Origin of the sequence: Prosthecobacter fusiformis, from assembly GCF_004364345.1 — a bacterium.
Taxonomy (GTDB): Bacteria; Verrucomicrobiota; Verrucomicrobiia; order Verrucomicrobiales; family Verrucomicrobiaceae; genus Prosthecobacter; species Prosthecobacter fusiformis.
The window spans coordinates 185,987-210,665 of the sequence record NZ_SOCA01000006.1 but is presented as its reverse complement, the minus strand read 5'-3'; the positions used below and the strand labels follow the sequence as shown (position 1 = coordinate 210,665).

Genomic DNA, 24,679 nt, shown 5'->3' with positions numbered 1-24,679 from the left:
ACAAAATTAACAATGAGCCGAGGTGTTTAGCAGGAATTGCCGCTCTCTGGCGAGATGTTTTTTGATTGGGCTGAAAAAATTATCCTTTGGTTACGGTGATTGATTCTCCGCCATCCACAGGCTGGATGACCGCGCTGGTTTCTTCGATTTCCAGCAAACGATAAGTGGCTCCGATTCCAGGAATCTGGAAGGTATCCCCTTTTTTCACGATCCGCTTAGGCCGGTCTCCGAGGGTGAATTCGAACTCAGCTTCATATTCAGCCAAATTCGTTTCTTCTCCACGGACGACCTTAATTTCCTTGTTGGTAGCTTTGTCCAGCAGGGTCAGCTCAGACACATCCTTTTCTCCCACCTTGGGATCGGCGACCGTCTTGGCCTCGAAAGTGCCAGCCTTGAAACGCTGCACCCCTCTGTCGAAACCGAACTCATCCCCAGGAGAGACAAAGACGCTCTTCTTGGGCTCTGGCGTCAGACGCTGAACCTGGTATGGAGGAGAACTGCTGTTCAGCTTGATGATGTAATCAAAAGTGATCCGGCGTTTCAGCACCAGCTTATCCGTGAAGGGAGGATGGCTTTTCTCATCCCGAGGATTGGTCTTTTGCTGGAACTCCTCAAGATTAGTAAAACCGTCCGAATCGGCATCCAGTTCACCCACATTGGGGGAAAGGATGTCTGGGAGGTCGTTTTGAACCAAGAACGAATTGGTCATTGGAGGGCGAAGCTGAGGCTCCTCCAACTGAAGATCGAAGAGCTGGTCCCCTTTCTTCACCAACAGGACGGACTTATTCAGAGGCACTGGCTTCCCATTGATGATGGGGGAGGTCCAGGTCACTTTTTCAGACAGCCGGGCGATGGTTTGTTTGACAAGCTCCGTCGGAGGCTGGCCAGGGTCATTCTTTGACATGCCTCCGCGGCGGATGAGTCTTTCCCCAAAGCTTTGGCTGGTCCAGACAAGATAACCCGCAACGCCCAGGGCAATCACCGCAGTGATGACCAAAAGCACTTTTTCATATTTCCCGTTCCTGTTCTGCATATGGCTAATTCAAAGTTGTGTCGTGATGGCGGCAGCGGTCTTAACGCGTGCCTGTGCTAGCCGTTTGTGCGCCCAAGAAATAGACCAGGTCGATTTCCATATAAACACGCAGGCGTTCATTGCCGAGCACGGCGACGGCATCCACGGGAGCCGCAGCAACCGGGCCTGCGGGGGCCGCAGGCGCGTTCGGATCTCCTGCAGGCACCAAGGCTGGATCTACAGCGTCCGTACTGGGACCGGGAAGGTTCATTTCTGACCTGAGCGGACCATCCTGTCTTTCGTTTTCAATACGAAGAAGACGCACGACGGTAAAATAAGTCGTCTCCGATGGGCTGGCCAGATTGCTCATGAGCTGCTGGAGAGCAGCCTGATCCAATGTCAGCAAAGCCGTGACCTGACGACGCTCGGTGAGCTGTGGGGCAGCAGCCGGGGCGACGGGGCGACCTGGCATGGGTCTCTGAGGCGTCGTGGGTTTGGCTGGTTCGGATTTTTCAGAAGCCAGTTCGGAGCGCTCCAGTGAATCCACTTGGCGGACACCTGCCTTAGCAAAAGCGCCCACGATGGAGTCCACCGCATCCAGGTAACCGGAAAGCTGGGTGGCGATCTCATTGGATTTTGGCAGCTCACCCGTATAACGGTCGAAAGCCAAGTTATAGACGGCAGGCAGAACCATGCCACGCTCGGCGGCCATTTTCCGTGATTCGGCGATCTTCGCCTTCAGCTTGGCCTGGAACTCGGTATCCGTCGTGGGCTTTGGAAGGCTTTCAGCCTGCATGGTGTTGAGCACCAAGGAAAGCTTACCCGCAACGTCGGCGAATTCTTTGACCAGGCCCTGCTTGATGGCCAAGTTTTCCGGGGAGGGAGGCAGAACGGCACTCTTCAACCCGGCGAGGCTGTTGTTCACAGCATCAAACTGATCCAGGGTGGTGTTGTAACTCGAATAGGCGGAAAAAAGCATGAAGCCCAGACCTGCCGCACCTGCTGCCGACACGCCAAGAATGGCGGCAGGCAATTTATTTTGTTGAATCCAGCTCATCAGTTTTTGAATTGCATGGGCTGCTGAAGGGGCAGCTTGATGTTAAATTTGTAGGCATAGCGGTCCTCTTCGATGCCGCTTTCAGCGCTCACGAAATTGGCGCGTTTTTCTTCGAACTTCTCCGCTGCGAACCATGGCAGTTTGGCGAGGGCACTGGCGAAGCGGTAAACCACCTGCTCACCTTCATCATTCTTCCGGTAAAGGCCCTGGATACGGAGTTCATACACAGGCTGAGCGACTACACCCTTTTTGGCGGCAGGGGCGGTCGTCGGTGTCGGCTCATTTTCCTGACCGAAGAGAGGAACGGTAATGGGCTTGCCGTCTTTGAGCGGCTCCACCACGGTCAGCCAGATGAGGTCATTGTCGAACTTCTGATTGATTTCATGAAGCAGGCGCACCCAGTAGGAGCGATCTCCGACGGCCTTAATCAATGGCTCCGTCTGGGTCACGGACTGCGCCAAGGTGATGTCCAGGGCGCGGATTTGATTGGCCAAAGTCGTGAGCTGGTTGTTTTCCACCTGCATCTCACTCAGCTTTTCCTGGGTGACACGCTCAGCGTTCTTGAAATACATCATGCCCGCACCGAGGGCGGCCCAGAGGCAGATGCCAGCCATGATCAGAGCAGGCGCACGACGAGCACCATCACGGGCATTGGCTACGACATCCGGCACAAGCTCAATCTCAGAAGGACAGGAACCTGCGGAGCGGAGGGCGAGGCCGACCAGCTCTGCAAAGAAAGGCGCGTCATGGGAGACTTCATCCGCATTCACTCCACGGTCCATCTGGACACCGCGCAGGGGATTGAAGATTTCCACAGGCAGCTTCAGCTTTTCCTCCAGGAACAGCGTCATGTTGCCAAGCAGAGCACCGCCACCGCAGACAAAAACACGCTTAGGCTGGGAGCCGCCCTGCTGGGTGCGATAGTAGTTGATGGTGCGCATGATCTCACTGTGCAGCCGGGTGGCGGCATTGCGGATCACCTTGGAAAGGGCGGCCACGGCGGGATCTGGATGCTCCTCCACAGCGCCGCCTTGGGCGACGAAGCCTGCGGCGATTTTCTGCTGCTCAGCTTCTGCAAAGCTAAGGCTGAATTCTTTGGCGACTGCATTGGTGATGCTCGCGCCGCCGACCAGGACATTGCGGGTGAAAAATTTGCCTTCTTCCACGAACACGAGGTTCGTCGAGCGGGCACCGAGGTCGATGATCACCGCAGCCTCGTCCACATCCGGATAGCTGTAGCGGAAGGAATTGAAGAGGGCCAGAGGGGCCAGATCCACGCAATTTGTGCTCAGGCCAGCGCGGTTTACGGATTCATTGACCTCATTGAGAGAGTCGGACTTGATGGCCACAATGATGACCTCCGTCTCGCCCGCCTCGGAGACCACTTCATAATCCCATGTGACTTCATTGATGGGGAAAGGCACGTTTTGACGGGCCTCAAATTCCACGATTTGGTCCATGCGGTCACCCTGGACAGGTGGGAGCTTCACAAAGCGTGAAAAGACAGTGTGACCCGCGACAGCAAAATTAACGGAACTGCCCTTGATCTTCAAGCGGTCCACGATTTCCTGAAGGCCGACATTGAGCTGAGGAATGCGCGAGGCGTCCACGGTAGGATCGCCGCTCATGTCCAGAAACTCGTACTTTTTCAGCACGAGATCGCCCCCTGACTTACCGAAAATGGCACCTGACAACCTCTGTGAGCCGAGATTCAGGACCGCTATGCTTTTGCTGTCTGCCATGCTGTTTATTTCTAAAACTTGCCGTGGATGTGAGGTTGAGCCAGGAGCAAATTACTGCTTCTTGACGCCGACATCGTAGTCGCCCCAAAGGATACCAAATGGTGTCTCCGCCTTGGAAAGCATCACCCCGTCATTCATATTGAAGGACTCCGCTTTTTCCCACCAGGCGGCACCCATGCTGGAATCACCCGCCACGCGTTTGCCATCAAGCATCACCTCATAACCCCAGGCCTTGATGTCAGAATTGGCGGTGAAATTTTCCTTCATGAGGATGCGGCGCAGAGTGGCGGGGGCTACATAAGCCAGCCCGTGGCACTTTTCCGAGGCGGGAATATCCACGTAATTGAAGACACCTTTGATGACTTCATATTTGCCATCCTTTGTCTGAGCATTGAGGCCGATGTAAAAATTGACCGTCAGCACGGCCAGACTGCCATTGCGGCCACCGGCGTCATTAGCCAGTTTGATTTCGAAAGGCAGATCCACTTCCAGCCAATCCTTCGGACGCCAGCGCTTCTCACCCACGTTGCTCGCAGAGAACTGGGGCGTCTGGATGGAATTGATCTGAAGCTTTTCACCTTTCACCTGAACTGACTCACTCTGGGCAAGGCCAGCAGTGATGCCAGAAGCTAAGAACGCGAGAACTATGTAAATTTTCATCATGGTTGGGGGGCAGGTATCCTTGGTGTGTTCTTACCGCATGGCTGCTTCACAATCGGGATTTTTTATTTTTATCCGCAAAGAGGCTCTGGCAGCAAGACGCGATTTTCGGAAATGACAAAAAATTGGATCAAAACGGCTGGAAATCAGCGTTTGAGGGCCCAAACAGCCCTTTTCATGCTGCGTGCAGGATGCCCCCAGTGGCTTATTTTTTGCAACTGAAGGCCTCCAAGCGGGTTTTTACCCTGTTCGCGGTGAGATCAGGGCTGGGTAGCACTATTCCTGCGCGCTTTGTCCCGCCTGGCGGCTACCAGCACCGTGCGCCTGACCGGACAGCTTATCCCCCAATTCAGCCCGTATGCGGGCAGCACCTGCCTCCAGACGGGCTACCTCTTGAGGATAAGCGGTGGCTACATTTTTTGCCTCGCTGAGGTCCGCATACAGGTCGTAAAGCTCGGGTTGCAGCACCTTCCCTGCCTGATATTTGACGGGCTTTCCACCCATAGCCGGGGCTTGATCTCCCAGTGTACGGTAGCCGTGGGGGAAAACGAGCTTCCAGCGCCCATCCCCGCTGGTGACGGCCTGAAGCTCGTTTTGATGATAATAGTAGGCGTAAACGTCGTGGGGATTTTTGGCGTCTTTTTCTCCAGCGATCAGAGGCCAGATGTTTTTGCCATCAATGGGGTGTTTGGGCAGATCTGCACCGATGACAGCGGCAAAGGTAGGCAGGATATCGATGGTCATGAGCATGGCATCTGTGGTGGTGCCTGCGGGGATTTTGGCCGGCCAGCGCATGATGCCCGTGACCCGGGTGCCGCCCTCCCAGACGGTGCCTTTGCCCTCACGCAAAACCCCAGCGGAGCCTGCATGATCCCCATAGCTGAGCCAGGGGCCATTGTCCGAAGTGAAGATGATCCAGGTATTCTCCTTGAGGCCGTTTTTCTCCAGTGCATCCATGACCTGGCCGACTGACCAATCCACCTCCAGCATGACATCCGCATAGAGGCCTTCGCCTGATTTGCCCTTGAATTGATCACTCACAAAGAGCGGCACATGCACCATGCTGTGGGCCAGGTAGAGGAAAAAAGGCTTCTCTTTGTTGCGCTCGATGAAGCTGACGGCGCGGGTGGTGTAGTCCGTGGTCAGGCGAGTTTGGTCCTCGGGCGTCACTTCTTCATCCACAATCTTTTCACCGTCGTACATGGGTAGTTTTGGATAACTCCCCGGCTTTGCCTCCGGGTGGAAGGGCCACATGTCATTGGAATAAGGCAGGCCGTAATATTCATCAAAACCGTGCCGGGTGGGCAAAAACGGTGGCAAGTGCCCAAGGTGCCATTTGCCTACGGCAGAGGTGGCATAACCCTTTTGTTTAGCCACTTCAGCCAGGGTCACTTCATCGGCATGGATACCGTGTTTCACCTTGGGGGAAAGAGCTCCATGAATGCCGATACGGTTCGGGTAACAACCAGTGAGCAAGCCTGCACGCGAGGCACTGCATACGGGCTGGGGAACGTGGAGATTCGTGAACTTCCTCCCCTCCTGGGCCAGGCGGTCAATGTTCGGTGTCTTGTACCCCTGGGCACCGAAACAGCTCACATCCGCATAGCCCATGTCATCCATAAAAATGACCACCACATTCGGCTGGTCGGCGGCAACGAGCAGTGAGGTATAACCCAAAAGTAAACAAGCGAGGAAGCGGCGCATGCTTGCCATCAACGATCACCCGAAGTGCGACCTGTCTCAAAAAGGCGCAAAAAAGCCGGGCAGACTCGCATCCGCCCGGCTTTGAGGATTCAGGTCCGATTAAACGGTACCGAAGATGGTATTGCCCGTGCTGAGGAGGTCGTTGCAGGCTTCCTTCATACGCTCGCAGAGGCCCTGCTCGCCCTTCTTCAGGTAGCTGCGGGGATCGTAGGCTTTTTTGTCGCCCACTTCACCGTCGATCTTGAGACAGCCGGAGTAGTTCTTCATCATGTGATCCACCAGAGGGCGGGTGAAGGCATACTGGGTATCGGTATCGATGTTCATTTTGATCACGCCGTAGCCCAATGTCTCGCGGATTTCTTCCAGGGGCGTGCCGCTGCCGCCGTGGAAGACGAGGTCCATTTCGGCTGTTTCACCGTATTTGCCGGTGACTGCGGCCTGACCGTCCTTGAGGATGGTGGGCTTCAGTTTCACCGCGCCGGGTTTATAAGCTCCGTGGACGTTGCCAAAGGTGGCGGCGAACATGAACCGACCGATGCCGTTGAGGGTCTCATAGACCACCAGCATGTCTTCAGGCGTGGTGTAAAGCTTGTCATTGGAGACGCCAGAGGTGTCATGACCATCTTCTTCACCACCGACGACACCGGCTTCGATTTCCAGGATGATGTCCAGGTCGGCGCACTCCTGCAGCAGTTCCTTGGAGATGCGCATGTTTTCTTCCAGCGGCAGTTCGGAGCCGTCGAACATGTGGCTGTTGAAAAGGTTGCCTTTGCCAGCCTCACGACGGGCTTTGGTAGCAGCAAGCAGGGGCTTCAGGAATTTCTCCACATTCTTGGGATGGCAGTGGTCGGTATGAAGGGCCACCAGGACGTTGTAACGCTCAGCCAAGGTATGCACGGCCTCAGCGAGCACGATGGCTCCCAGCGCCATGTCTTTCACAGACGTGCCTGAGGCGAATTCTCCGCCGCCGGTGGAAACCTGGATGATGCCGTCCGACTTCGATTCCGCAAAGGCCTTCAGCGCTCCGTTGATGGTGGGCAGGGAGGTGACGTTGATGGCCGGGTAGGCGTAGCCGCCCTTTTGGGCAGCATCAAGCATGGCACGGTATTGAGCAGGGGTAGCGACGGGCATTTCGGGATATGTTTGTGGTTAAGCAGTCTGGAAGGGAGCAAGAATGGTGCCCGGTGCAAGTTTCGGTTGGCCACAGATGCAGTTCGCTCCGGATTCACGCCTGCAAAAGACGGCTCCCGCCTCCATTTGCCATTTCCATGGATCATGCTAATTCGAGCTAAGCATTTGACTCATTCAATAGAACTGGATCGACCTGCGCTCTTTTGAACGAAGGGCTGAGAATCTGAGCGTGGCTATCTCCAATCAGCCAGACCTTCGACGTATGCGTATGATTTTTGGGAGGGGACCGCTTCTGCACAACCCGCCTTGCCAGCGGCCTCACCCGCGCACATTGTCACCCTTCCATGCCTGCCCGTCGTCTCCGTTCCTCCCCCGCCCGCAAGTCCCCTGCACCAGCCGCCAGCGGAGGCTCTAATCTGGCTGTCCCTGCCCTTAAGGCTGAAGTGCGCACCCTCGACAACGGATTGGATGTCATTGTTCGGGAAGATCACGAGCACCCGCTCGTCAGCGTACAAATTTGGATCAAGGCCGGGAGCCTGCATGAGGAAAAATGGACCGGTGCCGGACTGGCCCATTGTGTGGAGCACATGCTTTTCAAAGGCACCGTCAAGCGCAGCGCCTCCCAGATTTCCCAGGGCATCCAAGAGCTAGGTGGTTATGTGAATGCCTACACCACTTTTAACCGCACGGTTTACTGGATCGATGGTCTGGCGGACCAGACGGAAGGCTACCTGGACATTCTGGCAGACATGGTTCGCCATTCCAAAATTGATCCCCTGGAACTGCAAAAAGAGCAGGACGTCATCCGCCGTGAAATGGCCATGGACAATGACGATGCCGGCTCCGTGGTCCAGCATCTGGTGCAGAGCACCTCCTTCCGCAAGCATCCGCTGAAGCATCCCATCATCGGCCACCGTGCCGTGTTTGACCAAGTGAGCCGCGATGATGTGGCGGGCTTTGTCAGTCGTCATTATGTGCCTAACAACTGTTTTGTCGTCATCGCCGGCGCAGTGAATGCGGAAGAATGCTTTGCAGCCGCACAACGTTTGTTAGGCGACTGGGAACGCCGTCCCTATGAACCCATTTTGCTACCGGAGGAGGCACCGCAGCGTGGCCTCCGAGAAGGCCGCAAAAACTTTGACACGGAACTCACCCGGCTCGCCCTCGGCTGGCAGATTCCAGGAGAAGGTCACCAAGATAAAGCCGCGTTAGACGTGCTGGCCTTCCTTCTTGGCTCCGGCCGCAGTTCACGTCTTTATCAAGAACTGCGGGAAAAGCGCAGCATCGCCCACTGGGTCTGGGCGGGTGCCTGGGGTGCGCCTGAATGCGGCGTCTTCAATACTGAGGCAGAATGCGATCCAAAAGACGTCGAAGCCTGCCAGAAGGCCATGCTGGAAGTTATCGAAACCCTGAAGGCCAAAGGCCCCACAGTGGCCGAGCTGGCCAAAGCTGTCCGTGCCACCATCGGGGGGCAAGTGCGCACACTGGCCACCACCAAGGGGCAGGCCGCATCCCTCGGCAGCAGTTGGCTGAATGCAGGCACGCTGGACCACGCCCAGCATTACCTGGCCGCCGTCCGCGCCCTCACCCCCACGGCCATCCGCGATGCCGCGCGCCGTTATTTGACACCCGCCTCATGCAGTGTCGCGATGGTCGGTCCAGATGTGGAAACCACCTCCGCATCCACGCACACTACCACCACGAAAAACGCCATCCAGCGCTTCGTCCTGCCGAATGGACTGACGCTGCTCATTGGCGAAAATCCACGCCTGCCGCTGGTCTCCATTCGCGCCAGCTTCCTGGCCGGTGTACCTGCAGAAACGGCAGCCAACGGCGGAGCCACGCAGGTCTCCGCAGCCTTGCTGTTAAAAGGAACCAAGACCCGCACAGCGGCGGAGATTGCCTCCGAGCTGGAGAACCTCGGCGGCTCGCTCCAATGCACAGCGGATGCACATCGTTATTTGTTAGGCAGTGATGTCATGCGCGGGGATGAAGCCAAGGGGCTGAACCTCATCGCCGATCTCATTCAAAATGCCACCCTGCCAGCCGCTCAGCTCAAGGAAGTGCAGAAGCGTCAGATCGCCTCCATCCTGGAAGAGAAAGAAGATCCTCTCACGGTAGCTATGCGCCATGCACGCAAGGAAATCTTTGCAGGCACCCCCTTCGCCCGCACGGCCTTAGGTACGGAAGAATCCGTCAAAGCGCTGAAAGTGGAAACCTGCCGCGCCATGCTGAGCAAGTCCCTCGTCGGAGCCAATGGCGTCATTTCCATTCATGGTGACATCAAAGCCGCCACCGTCCGCAAGCAGGTGGAAAAAGCTCTCGGCAAGCTGAAAAAAGGCACTCGCCATTACGATGCCCAGGCAGCCTTTCCGGTCACGGCCGAGGTCAAGCCCGGCCAGCATGAACTGCACATGGACAAGGAACAGGCCATCATTGTCATCGGCTTCCGCACAGTCGGCCTTCACCATCCCGATAGCCAAGCCCTGGCCCTCATTGACGAAGCTTGCAGTGACATGGGCAGCCGTCTTTTCAACCGCATCCGCGAGGAGCTAGGTCTGGCCTACTATGTCGGTGCCCAACAGTTTTCTGCACTCGGTGCCGGAGCCTTTTATTTTTACGTCGGCACCAGTGCTGAGAAGGCCGCCCTCGCCCAGCAGGAAATTTTGGTTCAGATCGAGGACTTGGTCAAAAACGGCCTGACAGCCGATGAAATCCAGCGTTCCAAAACCACCTGGCGCTCCGGCTGGCTGCGTGCCCAGCAGGGCAATGGCAGCCTCGCCGATGTTTACGGTTGGAACGAACTTAACGGTCTCGGTTATGAAAACTTCAGCCAGCTACCAGCCAAGGTCGAAGCCCTCACGGATGAAGACCTCCGGCGCGTCGCCCGCACCTATTTCTCCCAGGCTAGCGCTCACATTGTGACCGTGATGCCGGAAGTACAGTAGTCATCTCTCTCCGAGAGATGACTACTGGGTTCGCTTTCGGCAACTCCATTCCCGCTCGCCCAATCCCATCACTCGGAAAGGGATGAATACTGTCCATGCCGCTTTTAGATAGCGACATGGGGTTTTCCGTTTCTTGACGCCCCCTGCCCTTTTCGTCTAAAACGGTGCCTCTATGGCCACCATTGCCGTTATCGGCACACTCGATACCAAAGGACCTGAGCACGCTTACGTCGCGGAGCTCATCCGCCAGCGCGGGCATCAGACTCTGCTCATTGATACTGGCAGCGGCACTCCACCCACGGTGGATCCTGACATCACGCGGGAGGAAATCGCTGCGGCTGCGGGCATTGACCTCGCAGGCATTCAGGCCCGCCAGGACCGTGGGGAAGCGGTGACGGCCATGGCGGAAGCTTCGGCCAAAGTTCTGGCCAACTTCGCTTCGAAAAGCCTCATCCAGGGCGTCATTTCCCTCGGCGGTGGCGGCGGCACGGCCATCAGCACCAGTGCCATGCGCGCCCTGCCCATCGGTTTTCCCAAGGTCATGGTGTCCACCCTCACCGCTGGCAATATCGCCCCGTATGTGGGGACCAAGGACATCGTCATGATGCCCAGCATTGTGGATGTGTCCGGCCTGAACCGCATCTCCCGAACCTTACTGGCCCGCGCCGCCGGGGCCATCTGCGGCATGGTGGAAATGGAAATTCCCACCACAGAAGACAAGCCGCTCATTGCCGCCTCCATGTTTGGAAATACCACCGAATGTGTGAACGCCGCCAAGGCCATCCTCGAAAACGCCGGGTATGAAGTCCTCGTCTTCGCCGCTACCGGCACCGGTGGCCGTATCATGGAAAGCCTCATCGAAAGTGGCCTCATCACCGGCGTGCTGGACATTACCACCACCGAATGGGCAGATGAACTGGTGGGCGGCGTCCTCAATGCCGGCCCTCATCGGCTGGAGGCCGCTGGCAAAACAGGCACTCCCGCCATCGTCACCCCTGGCTGCCTGGACATGGTGAATTTTGGTGAGCCCGCCAGCATCCCTGAAAAGTTCAAAGACCGCCTCTTTTATCAGCACAATCCCCAGGTCACCCTCATGCGCACCACTCCAGAGGAATGCACCGAGCTGGGCCGCATCCTCGCGGAAAAAGTGAACTCTTACACCGCCCCAGTCACCGTGCTCCTTCCCCTTCGCGCCATCAGCGTCATCAGCGCCCCTGGGAAACCTTTCCACGATGCCGCTGCGGACGAGGCTCTGTTTACCGCCATCAAAAAGCACCTCCGCCCCGGCATCCCCGTCCAGGAACTGGATTGCGAAATCAACGCACCGGAATTTGCTGAAGCGTGTGCCCAAGCCTTGCTCTCCTACCTGTCTAAATAACCCAGCTCGGCTCAAAAAGGGCAGGTAGAAAAATGATGGGTAAAAAAAATGGTTTTTAATTTTTCTACCCCATAATCTTTTTACCTGAACACTCATCGTTCTTCTCCCCCTTGACTGCGCACTGAAAACTGCGCACTGAGCACTCCTCCCCGTTCGCCCCCAAATCCCGCCCTCCGCCATGTCCCTCGGCCAGCTCCTCCTCACCGGCGTTCCCGGTCCTGAACTCGATTCCGAAACTGCCGCCCGCTTCAAGAAGCTGCAGCCCGGTGGCTTCATCCTTTTTGGCCGCAACATCATTTCCCCAGAGCAGGTGCGGAAACTCATCGATGACCTTCGTGACCTCTCGGACATTGAACCCTTCATCACCATTGACCAGGAAGGCGGCCGCGTTTCCCGCCTCCGCCTCATTGGTGAAGAGCCGCCGAATGCCCAGTCCCTCCGCGACAAAGGCGACGTCAAGCTCATCAAACAACACGGCAAGCTTACTGGTCAGATCCTGCGCCTTTTCGGTTTTAACCTCGATCTCTGCCCCGTCCTCGACATCTCTTATGATGACACGGCGGACAACTCCCTCAAAGGTCGCTGCTGGGGCCGCGATCCGCAGCAGGTGATCAACAATGCCGGAGTCTTCAACCGCGCCATGCGGGCCGAAGGCGTCCTGAGCTGTGCCAAACATTTCCCCGGTTACGGCCCCGCCGAGTGCGATCCGCATGAGTTCCTGCCTGTGATCGACAAATCTCACTCGGAGATGCTGGAGTCCGAGCTCTTGCCTTATACCGCCTTGCTGCCGGAAATTGACAGCGTGATGACCTGCCATAGCAATTACACCGCCTACGATCCCGACCGCCCCCGCTGGCCCGCCAGCCTGAGCCACAACGTCTGCACGAAATTGTTACGTGACCAATTAGGCTTCGAAGGCCTGGCCATGACCGATGACCTGGACATGGGTGCTATCCTCAATGAAGTCACTTTTGAGCAGGCCATCCAAGAAGCGGTGCGCGCCGGCAATGACCTCGTCATGATCTGCCATCGCCTAGAAATGGTCGAACTCGCCCGCCAGCATCTCGAAGGCGTCGAAGCCCCCATCCTTCACGATGCCCTCGTCCGCATTGAGAAAACCAAAAAGCGCCTCGTGGCTCCCGATCCATTCAGCCTGGACCGCTTCGCCAAAATCAACCGCGACATCTGGGACCTCCGCGTCGCCACCCTGGGGGAAGTGCTAGCTCAAAACAAAAGCATCGAAGACGGCAAACGCTCTCCGGTGGAGTTGTATTGATCGGTCGGCCTGTCCGTCTTTAGTTGCCCGGACTTCTAATCAACCACGATTTTCCATATTGATGAAAAATGGAAAACGAGAGCTGTTGATTGGGGCCGTCGGGCTAGTGAAGGGATCCGTCAAATACGGAGGGAAGGCCATGGTAAACGTTTGCAACGAACTGGAGCCAGAGTTAGAGCGCACAAAATTCCTGGAAAACGCGCCTTTCTCACTTGTGAGCGTAATCATACGGTATGGCACAAAATGGGGAGACGTTGAGTTGGGAAAGATCAACCGCCGACATGCTGAACTTGAAGCTGCAGTCGAAGTTCCAATATCTGAAGTGAGAGGGCTCGACGCCTCCAAACTGACCGATGTCGTGAGAACAGTGGTGCTAGAAACGCTTGTCGAAGTCGCAATGAAATATGGGTTAGACCAAATTTTTTGGCGAGGGTGTCTCAAAAAAAGTAACCCTCAATAGATAGTCCTCACCTATCTCGGAACCGCTGCGGCCACTCATCGTGGAAGCAGTCCTTAGCTCTCCCAGCATCAGTCCCCCTACGTCCCATTCGCCCTATAAGACCTATTCCCCGTCGCCCCCCGCATTTCCCTGCAATCTCGCTTCCCTCCCCGTCGTTACACGGCACTGACCATGATGCGACGAATCCTCCTCACCTGTGCCGGCCTGCTGGCCACCTCCCTTTCTGCCGCGCCGAAAGGGCCGCCGAACATCATCTTCCTTTTCTCGGACGACCTCGCCACCCAGTCCATCTCGGCCTATGGCGATGAGCGCAAGCTCCTTGATACCCCCGGTCTGGACCGCATCGCCAAAGAAGGCATCCGCTTTGACCGCTGCCTGGTCACCAACTCCATCTGCGGCCCCATGCGTGCCGTCATCCAGACGGGCAAATACTCCCACCTCAACGGCTATTATAACAACAGCAACAGCAGCTTCGACCACACCCAGCAGACCTTCCCCAAGCTCCTTCAAAAAGGCGGTTACACCACTGCCGTCATCGGAAAATGGCATCTGGGCGAAGAAGCCGCCGGTTTTGACTACTGGCACATCCTTCCCGGCCAGGGCATCTATTACAACCCGCCCATGATCGACAATGGCAAGCCGGTCAAACATCAGGGTTACACCACGGACATCATTTCCGACCTGACCCTGGAGTGGCTGAAAAACCGCGACAAGACCAAGCCCTTTATGCTCATGAGCCAGCACAAGGCCCCGCATCGCGAGTGGGCACCTGCGCTCCGCCATCTAGGCTGGGACAATGACCGCGTTTACCCGGAGCCACCTACCCTTTTCGATAATTACGAAGGCCGCAGCAAAGCCGTCAGTGATCATGACATGGGCCTGGACCGCACCTTTACCGAGCGTGACGCCAAGCTCCTCCCACCCGCAGGTATCAACGAAGAGCAACTTGCTCAATGGAACGCCTACTATGAGCCGCGTAACAAAAAGTTTCTCGAAGCCAACCTGAGCGGCAAGGAACTCGTCAGCTGGCGTTACCAGCGTTACATGCATGATTACCTAGGCACCGTCAAAGCCGTGGACGAGGCAGTGACCAAACTCCTGGATTACCTGGATAAAGAAGGCCTAACCGAAAACACCGTCATCGTTTGCAGCAGTGATCAGGGCTTCTACCTCGGTGAGCATGGATGGTTCGATAAACGCTGGATCTTTGAGGAATCCCTCCGCACCCCCTTCCTGGTCCGCTGGCCCGGTGTCGCCAAGCCCGGCACCACGAATAACAGCATCGTCTCCCTCCTAGATGTGGCCCAGACATTCCTTGATATCGCCAGCCTTCCTCAGCCTGCCGATATGCAGGGCCGCTCCCTCGTCCCTCTCTTCAAAGGAGAGACTCCCGCCGACTGGAGAAAATCCTTCTATTACCACTATTACGAGTTCCCCGTGCCGCATCGCGTCCGCCCGCATTACGGTGTTATCACCGACCGCTACAAGCTCGTCCATTATTACGCCCCCGATGTGAATGACTGGGAGCTTCTGGACCGTCAAAAAGACCCGCTCGAAACCAAAAGCTTCTACAATGACCCGGCCTATGCTGATACAGTCAAGGAACTGAAGACTGAACTCACCCGTCTTCAAGCCGAGGTCAAAGAAACTGTGCCACCGCCACGCGCCACGCATGGCAACAAAGCCTTCGATGGCGAGCCTGAATCCTCCGTCCCCAAGGGCAAAGGCAAAGGTAAGGGCAAAAAGAAAAAGGCTGAGTAACCGACACGGAGCGCGGGTGCCTCACCCGCTCCATTTCCCAGAGCGCGGACGCCCCCGTCCGCGCTCAATCCAAAGCTGCGAAATCCATTCACGTATTTGCACTGTGACCTCATCCTTCTTCGCCCTCGCGTTTTCCACGGTCCTGCTTCTACTGGCACCTGTACTTGACGCGTCTGAAACATTCAAACCCGTCGCCTGTGAAGGAGCCTATCCCAAGCACCTGCAGGGCTTCTGCGCCAATGGCAAAGACGCCTATTACTGGTCGTGGACGGATGCTATCGTGAAGACTGGCTTGGACGGTCGCATCCTGAAAAAAGTCTCCGCTCCCAGCCACCAGGGTGACCTCTGTTTTCATGACGGCAAAGTGTATGTCGCAGTAAATCTCGGCAAATTCAACGAGCCTGCTGGCCAGGCTGATTCCTGGGTTTTCGTCTTTGATGCCGACACCCTGAAAGAACTTTCCCGCCACCCAGTGCCAGAACTCGTTCATGGAGCCGGAGGCATGGCCTGCAAGGACGGTCGTTTCATCATCGTCGGTGGCCTGCCTCCAGATACAGGTGAAAATTACATCTATGAATACGACAGCCAGTTGAGATTCATCCAGAAGCACATTTTGGCCAGTGGCCAGACCGAAAAGGGTATCCAGACCGCTGAATATGCCGATGGATCCTGGTGGTTCGGCTGTTATGGCAAACCCGCAATTTTACTGCGTGCGGATGAAAATTTTAAATTCACTGGCAAATGGGCATTCAATGCCTCCGTGGGCATCGCACGCATCGCTCCTAACCAGTTTTTAGTTGCTGAAAACCAAGCCATCAAAGGAGTGGGCAACACGGCCCGCCTCCGCATCGCCCACGCTCATCCTGAGCAGGGCCTCATCATTGATCCCAACCAACCATGAAATTCATCCCTCTGCTCGCCATTCTCGGCATGGCTATTGCCACCACGGCTTCCGCCGCCGAAAAGCCTAACTTCATCTTCATTCTCTGCGATGACCTCGGTTATGGAGACCTCAAGTGTCTGAATACTGACGGCAAGATCCCCACGCCGAACATGGACCGCATCGCCAAAGAAGGCGTCACTTTCACTGATGCCCACACGCCTTCCAGTGTCTGCACACCCACACGTTATGGCACCCTCACCGGTCGTTACAACTGGCGCACAAAACTTCAAAAAGGCGTTCTCGGTGGCCTGAGTCCGCATCTCATCGCCACGGACCGGATGACCGTGGCCTCCATGCTCAAGGCACAGGGTTATCACACCGCCACCATCGGCAAGTGGCACCTAGGCATGGACTGGCAGATCAAGGAAGGCCAGACCGTCTCCGAGCTTACCATTGAATCCAACGAGCAGGCCTGGAGTGTGGACTTCACCCAGCCTGCTAAGAACGGCCCCAATGCCGTCGGTTTTGATTATTACTTCGGCATCAGTGCCTCGCTGGACATGGTGCCGTATTGCTTCATCGAAAACACCCGCGTTACCGCCCAGCCCACAGAGGATCGCTCGCTCGAAATGATCCAGGGCGCGACTGAACGTTATACCCGCAAAGGTCCTGCCGCCCCCGGTTTCACCGGTTACGAAGTCCTTCCCACCCTGGCCAGCAAGGCAACGGCTTACATCACCGAAAAAGCTGCCGACTCCAAAGCAGGCAAGCCCTTCTTCATCTACCTCCCTCTCGCCTCCCCTCACACCCCCATCCTGCCCAATCCTGAATGGCGCGGTAAAAGCGGCCTCAATCAATATGGCGACTTCGTGATGGAGACCGATGCCGCCATTGGCAGCATCCTGAAGTCTCTGGATGACAACGGCCTAACCGAAAACACCGCCATCATTCTCACGAGTGACAATGGCTGCTCCCCCAGCGCCGATTACCCTGCCCTGCTGGCCAAAGGCCACAACCCGAGTGGCAAGATGCGCGGTCATAAGGCCGACATCTATGATGGTGGCCATCGTGTCCCCTTCCTGGTGCGCTGGCCAGCCAAGGTGAAAGCAGGCCAGACCACTGCCCAGCTTACCTGCCTGACGGATTTCCTCGCCACCGCTGCCGAGATCACCGGAGCCAGCATCCCAGAAAACGCGGCCGAGGACAGCTTCAGCTTCCTCCCTGCACTCCTCGGTGAAAAAGGAGAAGCCACCCGTCCCAGCCTCGTCCATCACAGCATCCAGGGCATCTTTGCCATCCGCGAAGGCAAGTGGAAGCTCGCCCTCTGCCCTGGCTCCGGCGGCTGGAGTGATCCCCGCCCAGGCACCGAGCCCAAAGATTCTCCCCCCGTCCAGCTCTTTGATATGGACGCCGACCTCGGCGAGCAGAACAACCTTTCCACCCAACATCCGGAAATCGTCGCGAGCCTGACCCAAAAACTGGAGATCCTCATCGCCAATGGCCGCAGTACCCCAGGGGCCAACCTGGCCAATGATGTGCCCGTCGAAATGCGGAAAAAACCCGAGCCATCGAAGAAAGGCGCCAAAGGAAAGAAACCGAAAAAGGCCACTAAATAGGTCATCAGGGTCACCGATCCCCGGAAAAGGCTCTTCCCAGGGCTAGTTTGGGACGCTTCAGCCCCGAATTAGCCCTTTCCAGCCACGTCTTTCCCCTTGCGAAGTGGCATTCTCCCCCGAGAATGACCGCCCTTTTGTCCGGTGGCCCTCTGGCCTCGCGGGACATCAGCCCGACGCAGCCCTCAGGAGTGGGAGGCCGTGTTCGGTTATCAACAGAACACTCCTAACCCGAAAAATATACATGAGCGCAGCTACACTCGCGGAGATGATCGCAGGATCCTTCCGTGAACTCTCCGAAGGATCCATCGTCAAAGGCCGGATCCTTGAAATCAAACCGCAGATCGTCCTTGTGGACATCGGATACAAATCCGAAGGCGCTATCCCCGCCAACGAGTTTGAAGATGAAGACATCCAGGTGGGCGATGAGGTCGAAGTCCTCCTCGAAAAACTGGAAAATGATGAAGGCATGGTCGTCCTCTCGAAGGAAAAGGCCGCCTACAAGCAGAACTGGGAAAAGATCGCTTCCGTCTTCCGCGACGGTGGTCTCGTCAAAGGCAAGGTCAAATCCGTCGTCAAAGGTGGCCTCATGGTCAACGTCGGCGTCGAAGCCTTCCTTCCAGGCAGCCAGATCGACATCATCCCGCCAAAAGACCTCAACGAATACGTTGGCAAGGTTTTCGAATTCAAGATCGTCAAGATCAACGACGACCGCAAAAACATCGTTCTTTCCCGCCGCGAAGTCATCGAGGCAGAACGTGCCGAGCAGCGCCAGAAGTTCCTCGACTCCGTCAACCCTGGCGACAAAGTCGTCGGCGTGGTCAAGAACATCACCGACTTCGGTGTGTTTGTGGACCTCAATGGCATGGACGGTCTCCTCCACATCACAGACATGTCGTGGGGCCGCCTGAACCATCCTACCGAAATGGTCGGGATCGGTCAGCGCCTGGACGTCGTGATCCTGGAAGTGAACCGCGAAAAAGAGCGCGTCTCCCTGGGCCTCAAGCAGCTCCAGAACAATCCTTGGGAAAACATCGAAGCCCGTTACCCTGTCGGCCAGACCGTCAAGGGCAAGGTCACCAAGCTCGTCGCTTACGGTGCCTTCTGCGAAGTGGAAGAAGGCGTCGAAGGCCTTGTTCACGTCTCCGAGCTTTCCTGGACGAAGCGCATCGCCCGTCCTTCCGACGTCCTTCAGGTCGGTCAGGAAATCGAAGCCCGCGTCCTTGGCATCAACAAGGAAGAGCGCAAGATCAGCCTTGGCGTCCGTCAGCTCGACACCAATCCTTGGGACGACATTGACGTTCGTTACCCAATTGGCACCACGATGACCCGCCCGGTCCGCAACCTCACCGCCTACGGCGCGTTTGTGGAACTGGAAGAAGGCATCGACGGCATGATCCACGTGTCCGACCTCAGCTGGACACGCAAGGTCAACCATCCTTCCGAAATGCTCAAGAAGGGCCAGGAAGTGGAAGCCACCGTGCTCGGCATCGACAAAGCCAACCAGCGCATCAGCCTGGGCATGAAGCAGCTCGAAACCGACCCATGGTCGGAAATCGACAGCCGCTTCAAGGTCGGCGATGTCGTCAAGGGCAAGGTCGCCAAGATCGCCTCCTTCGGCGCTTTCGTGGAACTCGAAGGCGACATCGACGGTCTGGTTCACATCTCCCAGCTCAGCGAAGATCATGTGGCCAAGGTCAAGGACGTCATCAACGTCGGCGACGATGTCGAAGCCCGCGTCATCAAGGTGGACAAAGTGGAGCGCCGCGTCGGCCTCTCCATCAAGGCCATGAACTACAGCGAAGCCGATGTGCAGAAAGAAAGCCAGGCTTTCGAAGCACTCCGCCCAAGCACCGACCTCGTCGGTCTCGAGCAGGCCTTCAAGTTCGCCACCGAAGACTGGCGCCCAGGGCAATAATCGCCCCGGTCAACAGCCTCAAAACCTCACGGAGGGACGTCGCAAGACGTCCCTCTTTTTTGTGTCTTCCACCTAAACCAACGCATTTTCCCATTTCCTGGCGACGGTAAACTCTTGCCCGTCGTTAGACATGGTTTAGGGGACCTTTGCCCCTATTTCCAATCATGACTGCCACTTCCAAAAACTTCCTCGTTGATCTCCTTTCCACCCCCAGCCCGACGGGCTTTGAAGTACGAGGACAGCGGAAGTGGGCGGCTTATGCAGGCAAGTTTGCAGATCGGGTGGAGAGCGATGCTTACGGCACGGCGTGGGCAACGCTGGATGGCAAAGGCAAGGCCCCCAAGCGCATCATGTTCGAAGCTCATGCCGACGAGATCGGCTACATGGTGAAGTACATTTCCAAGGAGGGTTTCATCAGCGTGGACCGGGTGGGAGGCAGCGATGTGGCCACGGCACGCGGCCGCCGCGTGGACATCCTGGGGGACAAAGGAATCGTGCGCGGAATCATCGGCAACATCGCCATTCATATCCGTGAGGACCGGGACAATGAGAAAGCGCCAAAGGTGCACGAGCTTTGGATCGACATCGGCGCACGCAGCGCGGGCGAGGTGAGTGATGCCGGCATCCGGGTGGGCCATCCGGCGGTCTATACGGATACGGTGGAAGAATTGGGCGCTCACCGCCTGGTAGGACGTGCTCTGGACAACCGGCTAGGCGGCTTCATCATCGCCGAAGTCATCGCCCGGCTGAGCAAACGCAAGACACGGCTGCCATCCACTGTCATCGCCCTGAATGCGGTGCAGGAGGAGATCGGTGGACATGGGGCAAAGATGGCGGCTTATCGCCTGATGCCAGATGTGGCCATCGTGCTGGATGTGACCCACGCCACGGATACCCCGAGTGTGGATGTGAAAAAACATGGCGAGGTAAAACTGGGCGATGGCCCCACCCTGACGCATGGCGGTGCCAATCATGTGGAGGTGGTGAAAAGGCTGATCCAGGTGGCAGAGGAGAAAAAGATGCTGATCCAGCACGAATCCTCCTCACGCTTTACGGGAACGGATACCGATGTGATTTTTAACCAGCAGCATGGCATCCCCAGCGCCCTGGTTTCCCTGCCGCTGCGTTACATGCACAGTGTGGTGGAAATGGCGGACCTGCGGGATGTGGAGCAGGTGATCGAGCTTTTAGTGGCCTTTGCCGAGAGTGTGACGCTGAAGGATGAATTCAGCGTGAAGCTTTAGCCTGATCCTGCCTGGGCTGATGAATGGAGGCTACAGTTTCAGCACTTTCTCAGCCCAGCTCAGAATGCGCCCGACGGCAATGACATCTTCATCCGCTTTGGCCTGCTCCAGCGCTTTCCTGGCCTGGATCAACTGACGCAAGAGATGAATGGAGATGACTGACTGGGCAGCGGCTTCCACCGCCTGATAACGCTGCCTCAGAGTTTCAATGTCAGTATCACCGGGAGCGAATGACGAAAAATCCAGAGGCTCGGCCTCTTCGGGTTTGTCCACCTGACTGTCGATGAAGAGCCGGTCCAATGCCGCACCAGCCGCAGCCAGATCACCTTCCCGGACGAGCGACTCCACTTCCAAACCGCGCTGCACCATGCCCGCGGTAGCAGGCACGCCCAGGGCCTCCACAGCAGCCTTTAGACGGGCAGCTTTTTCACGCAGGCGCGTTTCCTGATCACTGCGCTTGGCCTGCCGGGCGGGCACCAGGGCCACGGCTTTTTTCTGTTGCTCCGGGCTTAAGACATCCCGCAGGTTCAGCAGGGTGCGGAGCTGAAGATGCTTCACCTCAGCCTCAGCCTCCATGAGGCGTGTCAAAGCAGCCGCTGCCACTTCGGACGTAGAACCTGGTTGCCGTAAAATCTGCCCAAAGGCTTTTTGCTCTTCGCGCACTTTTTGCTCCAAAGGCGCCGCCTCGTCCCGTGCGGTGGCGGCGATCTTGTTCATCGCATTTTCCTGCTCGAGGGTCAACGCCAGCTCGGGCTTGATCATCGCGATCATCTCCGGTGTCAGCAGCCCGTTTTGCAACCAGCTCTCCGGCCCCGCAGCGAAACCGCACGTCACCAAAACAAGAAATAAAAAGGCAAGTCTCATGGCATTTGAATGATCAGGTGAGCAGGAAGAAGAAAGTCACTGGGAGCGCTGGTGGATCCCTGCTCAAGGCTGGCAAAGAGCGGTTGGGAAGGCGCATCCAGCAGCACAGGCAGAGCATCAGCAAGACGGGGTGCAGAATGCGTGGGAGGCAGTGAAAAGAAGAGGCCGACGGCCAGCAAAACAGCCGCGCAAACGGGGATCCACATCCGCTTGATCGATGAGCCAGAGACCTTGTGAGAAGGCGCACGGGCTGCTGGCAAGTTGAATGCGGGGGCACTTTCGTAGTTGGCGCGGCGTTGCGCTTGAAAGCGAGTACGCAGGTCATTATCAGGGTCAGGATTCATGATCGGAAGAGGGTTGCAGCAGGCTGCGCAGACGCGCCTTGCCCCGCTCGTAATGCTGGCGCACGGAGCCCACGCTCACTTTCATCACGGCGGCAGCTTCGCTGAGGGTGAGGTCCTGGTAAAAAACGAGGTGCAGCACCTCCGCTTGGCGGGCGGGCAATTGCGCCAAGGCAGCGCGCAATTGCAAAGTTTGTTCGTCCAGTTCCGCCTGATGTGAGGGGGACGGACGTGGATCGCGCGCATCCCCGGTGAGTTGCATCCACAGCTTTCCCAAGAGGGACTCGCGATAGCACAAGCGACGAAATTCCTCGTGCGCGGTCAACCGGATGACGCCGAACCACCACGTCCTGAAACTGGAGGCTCCCGCATGATGCAGGCGGCCCTGGACGATCTTGAGGTACGCATTTTGCAGCACCTCCTCCGCCCGTGAAGCATCCCCGCCGCAGCAGTGCAACGCCCAGCCAAAAGCATCGGGATGCAGGGCTTCGAGGTTGTCGGCGAGTTCGCGATCCATTCATGTTTCCTCTGGGTGACATGGCCTGACGATCCGTATGACAGGCTGCATCGTTTTATGCGCCCGGAATATGGATCCAAAAAGTGGAGCCGCCACCCTCGCGGTTCTGTGCACCGGCGTATCCGCCATGAGCCATGGCGATGGAGCGCACCAGGCTCAGCCCCAGCCCCATGCCCGATGTTTTAGGCCTCGCGGCCGTCCCCCGCGCATACCGCTCCCAGATGACCTCAACCTCCCCTGGATGCAGGCCGGGTCCCGTATCATCCACCGTGATAAGCGCCCCCGTGCCCTCCCCCTGCCAGCGCACGGTGATCTGCCCGCCAGCAGGCGTATAGGCCAGGGCATTGTCCAGCAGATTGGAAACCGCCTGGGTCAGTAGCTCACGGTCCATGTTTAAAGTGAGGCTTAAACCCGGCACCAGCTTTAACACCAGGCGACGGTCTTCAGCGGCAGGTATAAAAAGCTCCACCAAATTGCTGAGCAAGCTATCCAGGGAAGTGATCTGGCGATGCAGGCGTAAGGCAGCATGGTCTCCCGCACGGATGGTCAGCAGAGTCTGGACGAGCTGGGTCGCACGGTCGATTTCCTCCAGGCCACGCGCAGCCGCCTCGCGTGCCTTATCATTGTCCGTCTCATCATGCAGATGCTCCAAGTTTCCCCGAATACGGGCCAGCGGCGTGCGCAGTTCATGGGCCAGGAAGTCATTGGTGGACTGTAGCTCCCGCGTCAGAGCCTGGATCTGATCCAGCCCCGTATTGACCACGGAGGCGAGCACTTTCAATTCTGGAATGGCCCCCGGCGCACGCAGACGTGTGGTGCTACCCGGCAGCCGCATACGCTCTGCACTAATGATGAAGGATTGAATGGGCCGCAATACATCATGCAGATACCACATCACCGGTAAGAAGGCCATGAGTGAGGCAGTCAGCCCCGCAAACCATAAATGCCTTTCAATATTTCCCAGATAATGCCGCGACTGCGCATCCGTGCGGCCTAACCAGAGAGTACTTCCGTCCCACAGCCGGATGGCCCCCACATACAGAAGAAAGGGCTGCCCGTCCGCAGTGATTTCCTGCTGGTCCATATCACCTTTCCCAACAAGGGTACGCAGAGGTTGCGTCGGCCATGGGTAAGGCCTCAGAGGCTCTGGAATATCTTCATAAACGACCACTCCTGTCGCCCCCACCACACGCAGGCCGTTCCGGCTCAGCGGCTGGCCTGCTTTGCTAACTTTTTTCAGCATTGGCAACCCCCCTTCTGTATAAAGCGCGGCATGTTGCAGCAAGCTGTCCAAAATGCGGCTACGGTTGACCGACCTCATGTCCTGCGTGACCGCGATGCGGACAAAAGTGAGGATCATCAGATTGATGACCAGGACGATCAGCACCATCAGCAAAGACAGGCGCCAGGGGGAGGGCAGCTTTTCAGGCCAGAGTTTTGAAAACATAGCCTTTTCCTCGAATGGTCTCGATCATCACATCGCAACCGGGCATCTCCAGCTTGCGCCGCAGTCGGCAGACCATGGCATCCACCACATTGGTACCCGGATCAAAATGGATATCCCAGACCTGCTCCAGCAAAAATTTCTTTGGCAGCACGCGTCCTTCATGGCTCATCAGTACCTCCAACAGGCACCACTCGCGCGGCTGCAATTCCACACTTTCACCGCCACAGCTCACCCGCCGCTTCATCAGGTCCAGACGGCATTTCCCAAGGTTACGATGAGTGGGCACATGATTGGTGGAACGTCGGTGCAGCGCCTCCAACCGGGCCAGCAGTTCTTCAAAGGCAAAGGGCTTCGTGAGGTAATCATCCCCGCCGGCGGAAAATCCTCGCACGCGGTCAGAGACCTCCGCCCTGGCGGTGAGAAAGAGCACCGGGGTACGCACACCTTCCCGGCGCAATTTTTCCATCAAGCTAAAGCCGTTCATGTCCGGCAACCCCACATCCAAAATCACCGCATCACACTCCTGCTTCCGGATCACCTCAAGGGCTGCTGCCGCCGTTTTTTCCCATTTTAAAGCGTGACCAGCGTCATGCATCCAGCCTGCCACCTGGCGGCCAAGCTCGGGATCATCTTCAACAAGGAGGAGGTTCATGAAGTGGGAGCAGAGGTAAACGAAAGCCATTAAGGGCTGCCAATGGGAATTCCACAAGTTTACATCTGTTT

General features: G+C 57.0%; 20 protein-coding genes. 9 read left to right on the top strand and 11 right to left on the bottom strand.

What is annotated here, in order from left to right:
- Window positions 1–79 precede the first annotated feature (79 nt).
- From EI77_RS16030 to fbaA, 6 genes are all read right to left on the bottom strand, one after another.
- Window positions 80–1,033: an Amuc_1099 family pilus-like system protein gene (locus EI77_RS16030; RefSeq protein ID WP_133796305.1), complete on the bottom strand. Its 954-nt coding sequence runs from the start codon at window positions 1,031–1,033 to the stop codon at window positions 80–82.
- 40 nt (window positions 1,034–1,073) lie between these two features.
- Window positions 1,074–2,069, bottom strand: a complete 996-nt coding sequence (locus EI77_RS16025; protein ID WP_133796304.1) for an Amuc_1100 family pilus-like protein — start codon at window positions 2,067–2,069, stop codon at window positions 1,074–1,076.
- On the bottom strand, window positions 2,069–3,811 hold the full coding sequence (gene mul2B, locus EI77_RS16020; RefSeq protein ID WP_133796303.1) for an Amuc_1101 family PilM-like pilus complex protein: 1,743 nt from the start codon (window positions 3,809–3,811) through the stop codon (window positions 2,069–2,071). The genes EI77_RS16025 and mul2B overlap by 1 nt, the downstream gene beginning before the upstream one ends.
- A 51-nt stretch (window positions 3,812–3,862) precedes the next feature.
- Window positions 3,863–4,474 carry an Amuc_1102 family pilus-like protein gene (locus EI77_RS16015; RefSeq protein WP_133796302.1) on the bottom strand — a complete coding sequence of 204 codons (612 nt, stop codon included), beginning with the start codon at window positions 4,472–4,474 and terminating at the stop codon, window positions 3,863–3,865.
- Window positions 4,475–4,747: 273 nt separating this feature from the next.
- A complete protein-coding gene (locus EI77_RS16010) occupies window positions 4,748–6,175 on the bottom strand; it encodes a sulfatase family protein (RefSeq protein ID WP_133796301.1) in 1,428 nt (475 codons plus the stop codon).
- Between the two features lie 99 nt (window positions 6,176–6,274).
- A complete protein-coding gene (gene fbaA, locus EI77_RS16005) occupies window positions 6,275–7,306 on the bottom strand; it encodes a class II fructose-bisphosphate aldolase (protein WP_133796300.1) in 1,032 nt (343 codons plus the stop codon).
- A 344-nt stretch (window positions 7,307–7,650) separates the two neighbouring features.
- On the opposite strand from fbaA, the gene EI77_RS16000 reads away from it, so the two are divergent.
- From EI77_RS16000 to EI77_RS15960, 9 genes are all read left to right on the top strand, one after another.
- The gene (locus EI77_RS16000; RefSeq protein WP_133796299.1) at window positions 7,651–10,254 is read left to right on the top strand and encodes a M16 family metallopeptidase; all 2,604 of its coding nucleotides are present in this window, start codon (window positions 7,651–7,653) and stop codon (window positions 10,252–10,254) included.
- A 172-nt stretch (window positions 10,255–10,426) separates the two neighbouring features.
- The gene (locus tag EI77_RS15995) at window positions 10,427–11,632 is read left to right on the top strand and encodes a Tm-1-like ATP-binding domain-containing protein (protein WP_133796298.1); all 1,206 of its coding nucleotides are present in this window, start codon (window positions 10,427–10,429) and stop codon (window positions 11,630–11,632) included.
- Between the two features lie 178 nt (window positions 11,633–11,810).
- Window positions 11,811–12,908: a glycoside hydrolase family 3 N-terminal domain-containing protein gene (locus EI77_RS15990; protein WP_243838885.1), complete on the top strand. Its 1,098-nt coding sequence runs from the start codon at window positions 11,811–11,813 to the stop codon at window positions 12,906–12,908.
- Window positions 12,909–12,969: 61 nt separating this feature from the next.
- Window positions 12,970–13,368 carry an Imm39 family immunity protein gene (locus tag EI77_RS24220; RefSeq protein ID WP_133796296.1) on the top strand — a complete coding sequence of 133 codons (399 nt, stop codon included), beginning with the start codon at window positions 12,970–12,972 and terminating at the stop codon, window positions 13,366–13,368.
- 174 nt (window positions 13,369–13,542) lie between these two features.
- The gene (locus tag EI77_RS15980; RefSeq protein WP_133796354.1) at window positions 13,543–15,129 is read left to right on the top strand and encodes a sulfatase/phosphatase domain-containing protein; all 1,587 of its coding nucleotides are present in this window, start codon (window positions 13,543–13,545) and stop codon (window positions 15,127–15,129) included.
- A 103-nt stretch (window positions 15,130–15,232) separates the two neighbouring features.
- Entirely contained in the window at window positions 15,233–16,030 is a 798-nt protein-coding gene (locus tag EI77_RS15975; RefSeq protein ID WP_133796295.1) for a hypothetical protein, read from the top strand.
- Window positions 16,027–17,628 carry a sulfatase family protein gene (locus tag EI77_RS15970; protein WP_133796294.1) on the top strand — a complete coding sequence of 534 codons (1,602 nt, stop codon included), beginning with the start codon at window positions 16,027–16,029 and terminating at the stop codon, window positions 17,626–17,628. Before EI77_RS15975 ends, EI77_RS15970 begins: the two co-directional genes overlap by 4 nt.
- Window positions 17,629–17,869: 241 nt before the next feature.
- On the top strand, window positions 17,870–19,543 hold the full coding sequence (gene rpsA / locus EI77_RS15965; protein ID WP_133796293.1) for a 30S ribosomal protein S1: 1,674 nt from the start codon (window positions 17,870–17,872) through the stop codon (window positions 19,541–19,543).
- Window positions 19,544–19,707: 164 nt separating this feature from the next.
- Entirely contained in the window at window positions 19,708–20,787 is a 1,080-nt protein-coding gene (locus tag EI77_RS15960) for a M42 family metallopeptidase (protein ID WP_133796292.1), read from the top strand.
- A gap of 30 nt (window positions 20,788–20,817) precedes the next feature.
- Here the strand turns inward: EI77_RS15960 and EI77_RS15955 are convergent, their stop codons facing one another.
- Genes EI77_RS15955 through EI77_RS15935 form a run of 5 tightly spaced genes read right to left on the bottom strand, consistent with a single transcriptional unit; the run spans window position 20,818 to window position 24,608 of the window.
- Complete coding sequence (locus EI77_RS15955; protein ID WP_133796291.1) at window positions 20,818–21,651, bottom strand: Spy/CpxP family protein refolding chaperone; 834 nt, start codon at window positions 21,649–21,651, stop codon at window positions 20,818–20,820.
- Entirely contained in the window at window positions 21,648–21,995 is a 348-nt protein-coding gene (locus EI77_RS15950; RefSeq protein WP_133796290.1) for a hypothetical protein, read from the bottom strand. The genes EI77_RS15955 and EI77_RS15950 overlap by 4 nt, the downstream gene beginning before the upstream one ends.
- On the bottom strand, window positions 21,985–22,509 hold the full coding sequence (locus tag EI77_RS15945) for an RNA polymerase sigma factor (RefSeq protein ID WP_133796289.1): 525 nt from the start codon (window positions 22,507–22,509) through the stop codon (window positions 21,985–21,987). The genes EI77_RS15950 and EI77_RS15945 overlap by 11 nt, the downstream gene beginning before the upstream one ends.
- Before the next feature lie 55 nt (window positions 22,510–22,564).
- A complete protein-coding gene (locus EI77_RS15940; RefSeq protein WP_133796288.1) occupies window positions 22,565–23,956 on the bottom strand; it encodes a sensor histidine kinase in 1,392 nt (463 codons plus the stop codon).
- Window positions 23,934–24,608 (bottom strand): response regulator transcription factor, encoded by a 675-nt coding sequence (locus EI77_RS15935; RefSeq protein ID WP_166647295.1) that lies wholly within the window; start codon window positions 24,606–24,608, stop codon window positions 23,934–23,936. Before EI77_RS15935 ends, EI77_RS15940 begins: the two co-directional genes overlap by 23 nt.
- Window positions 24,609–24,679: the final 71 nt, after the last annotated feature.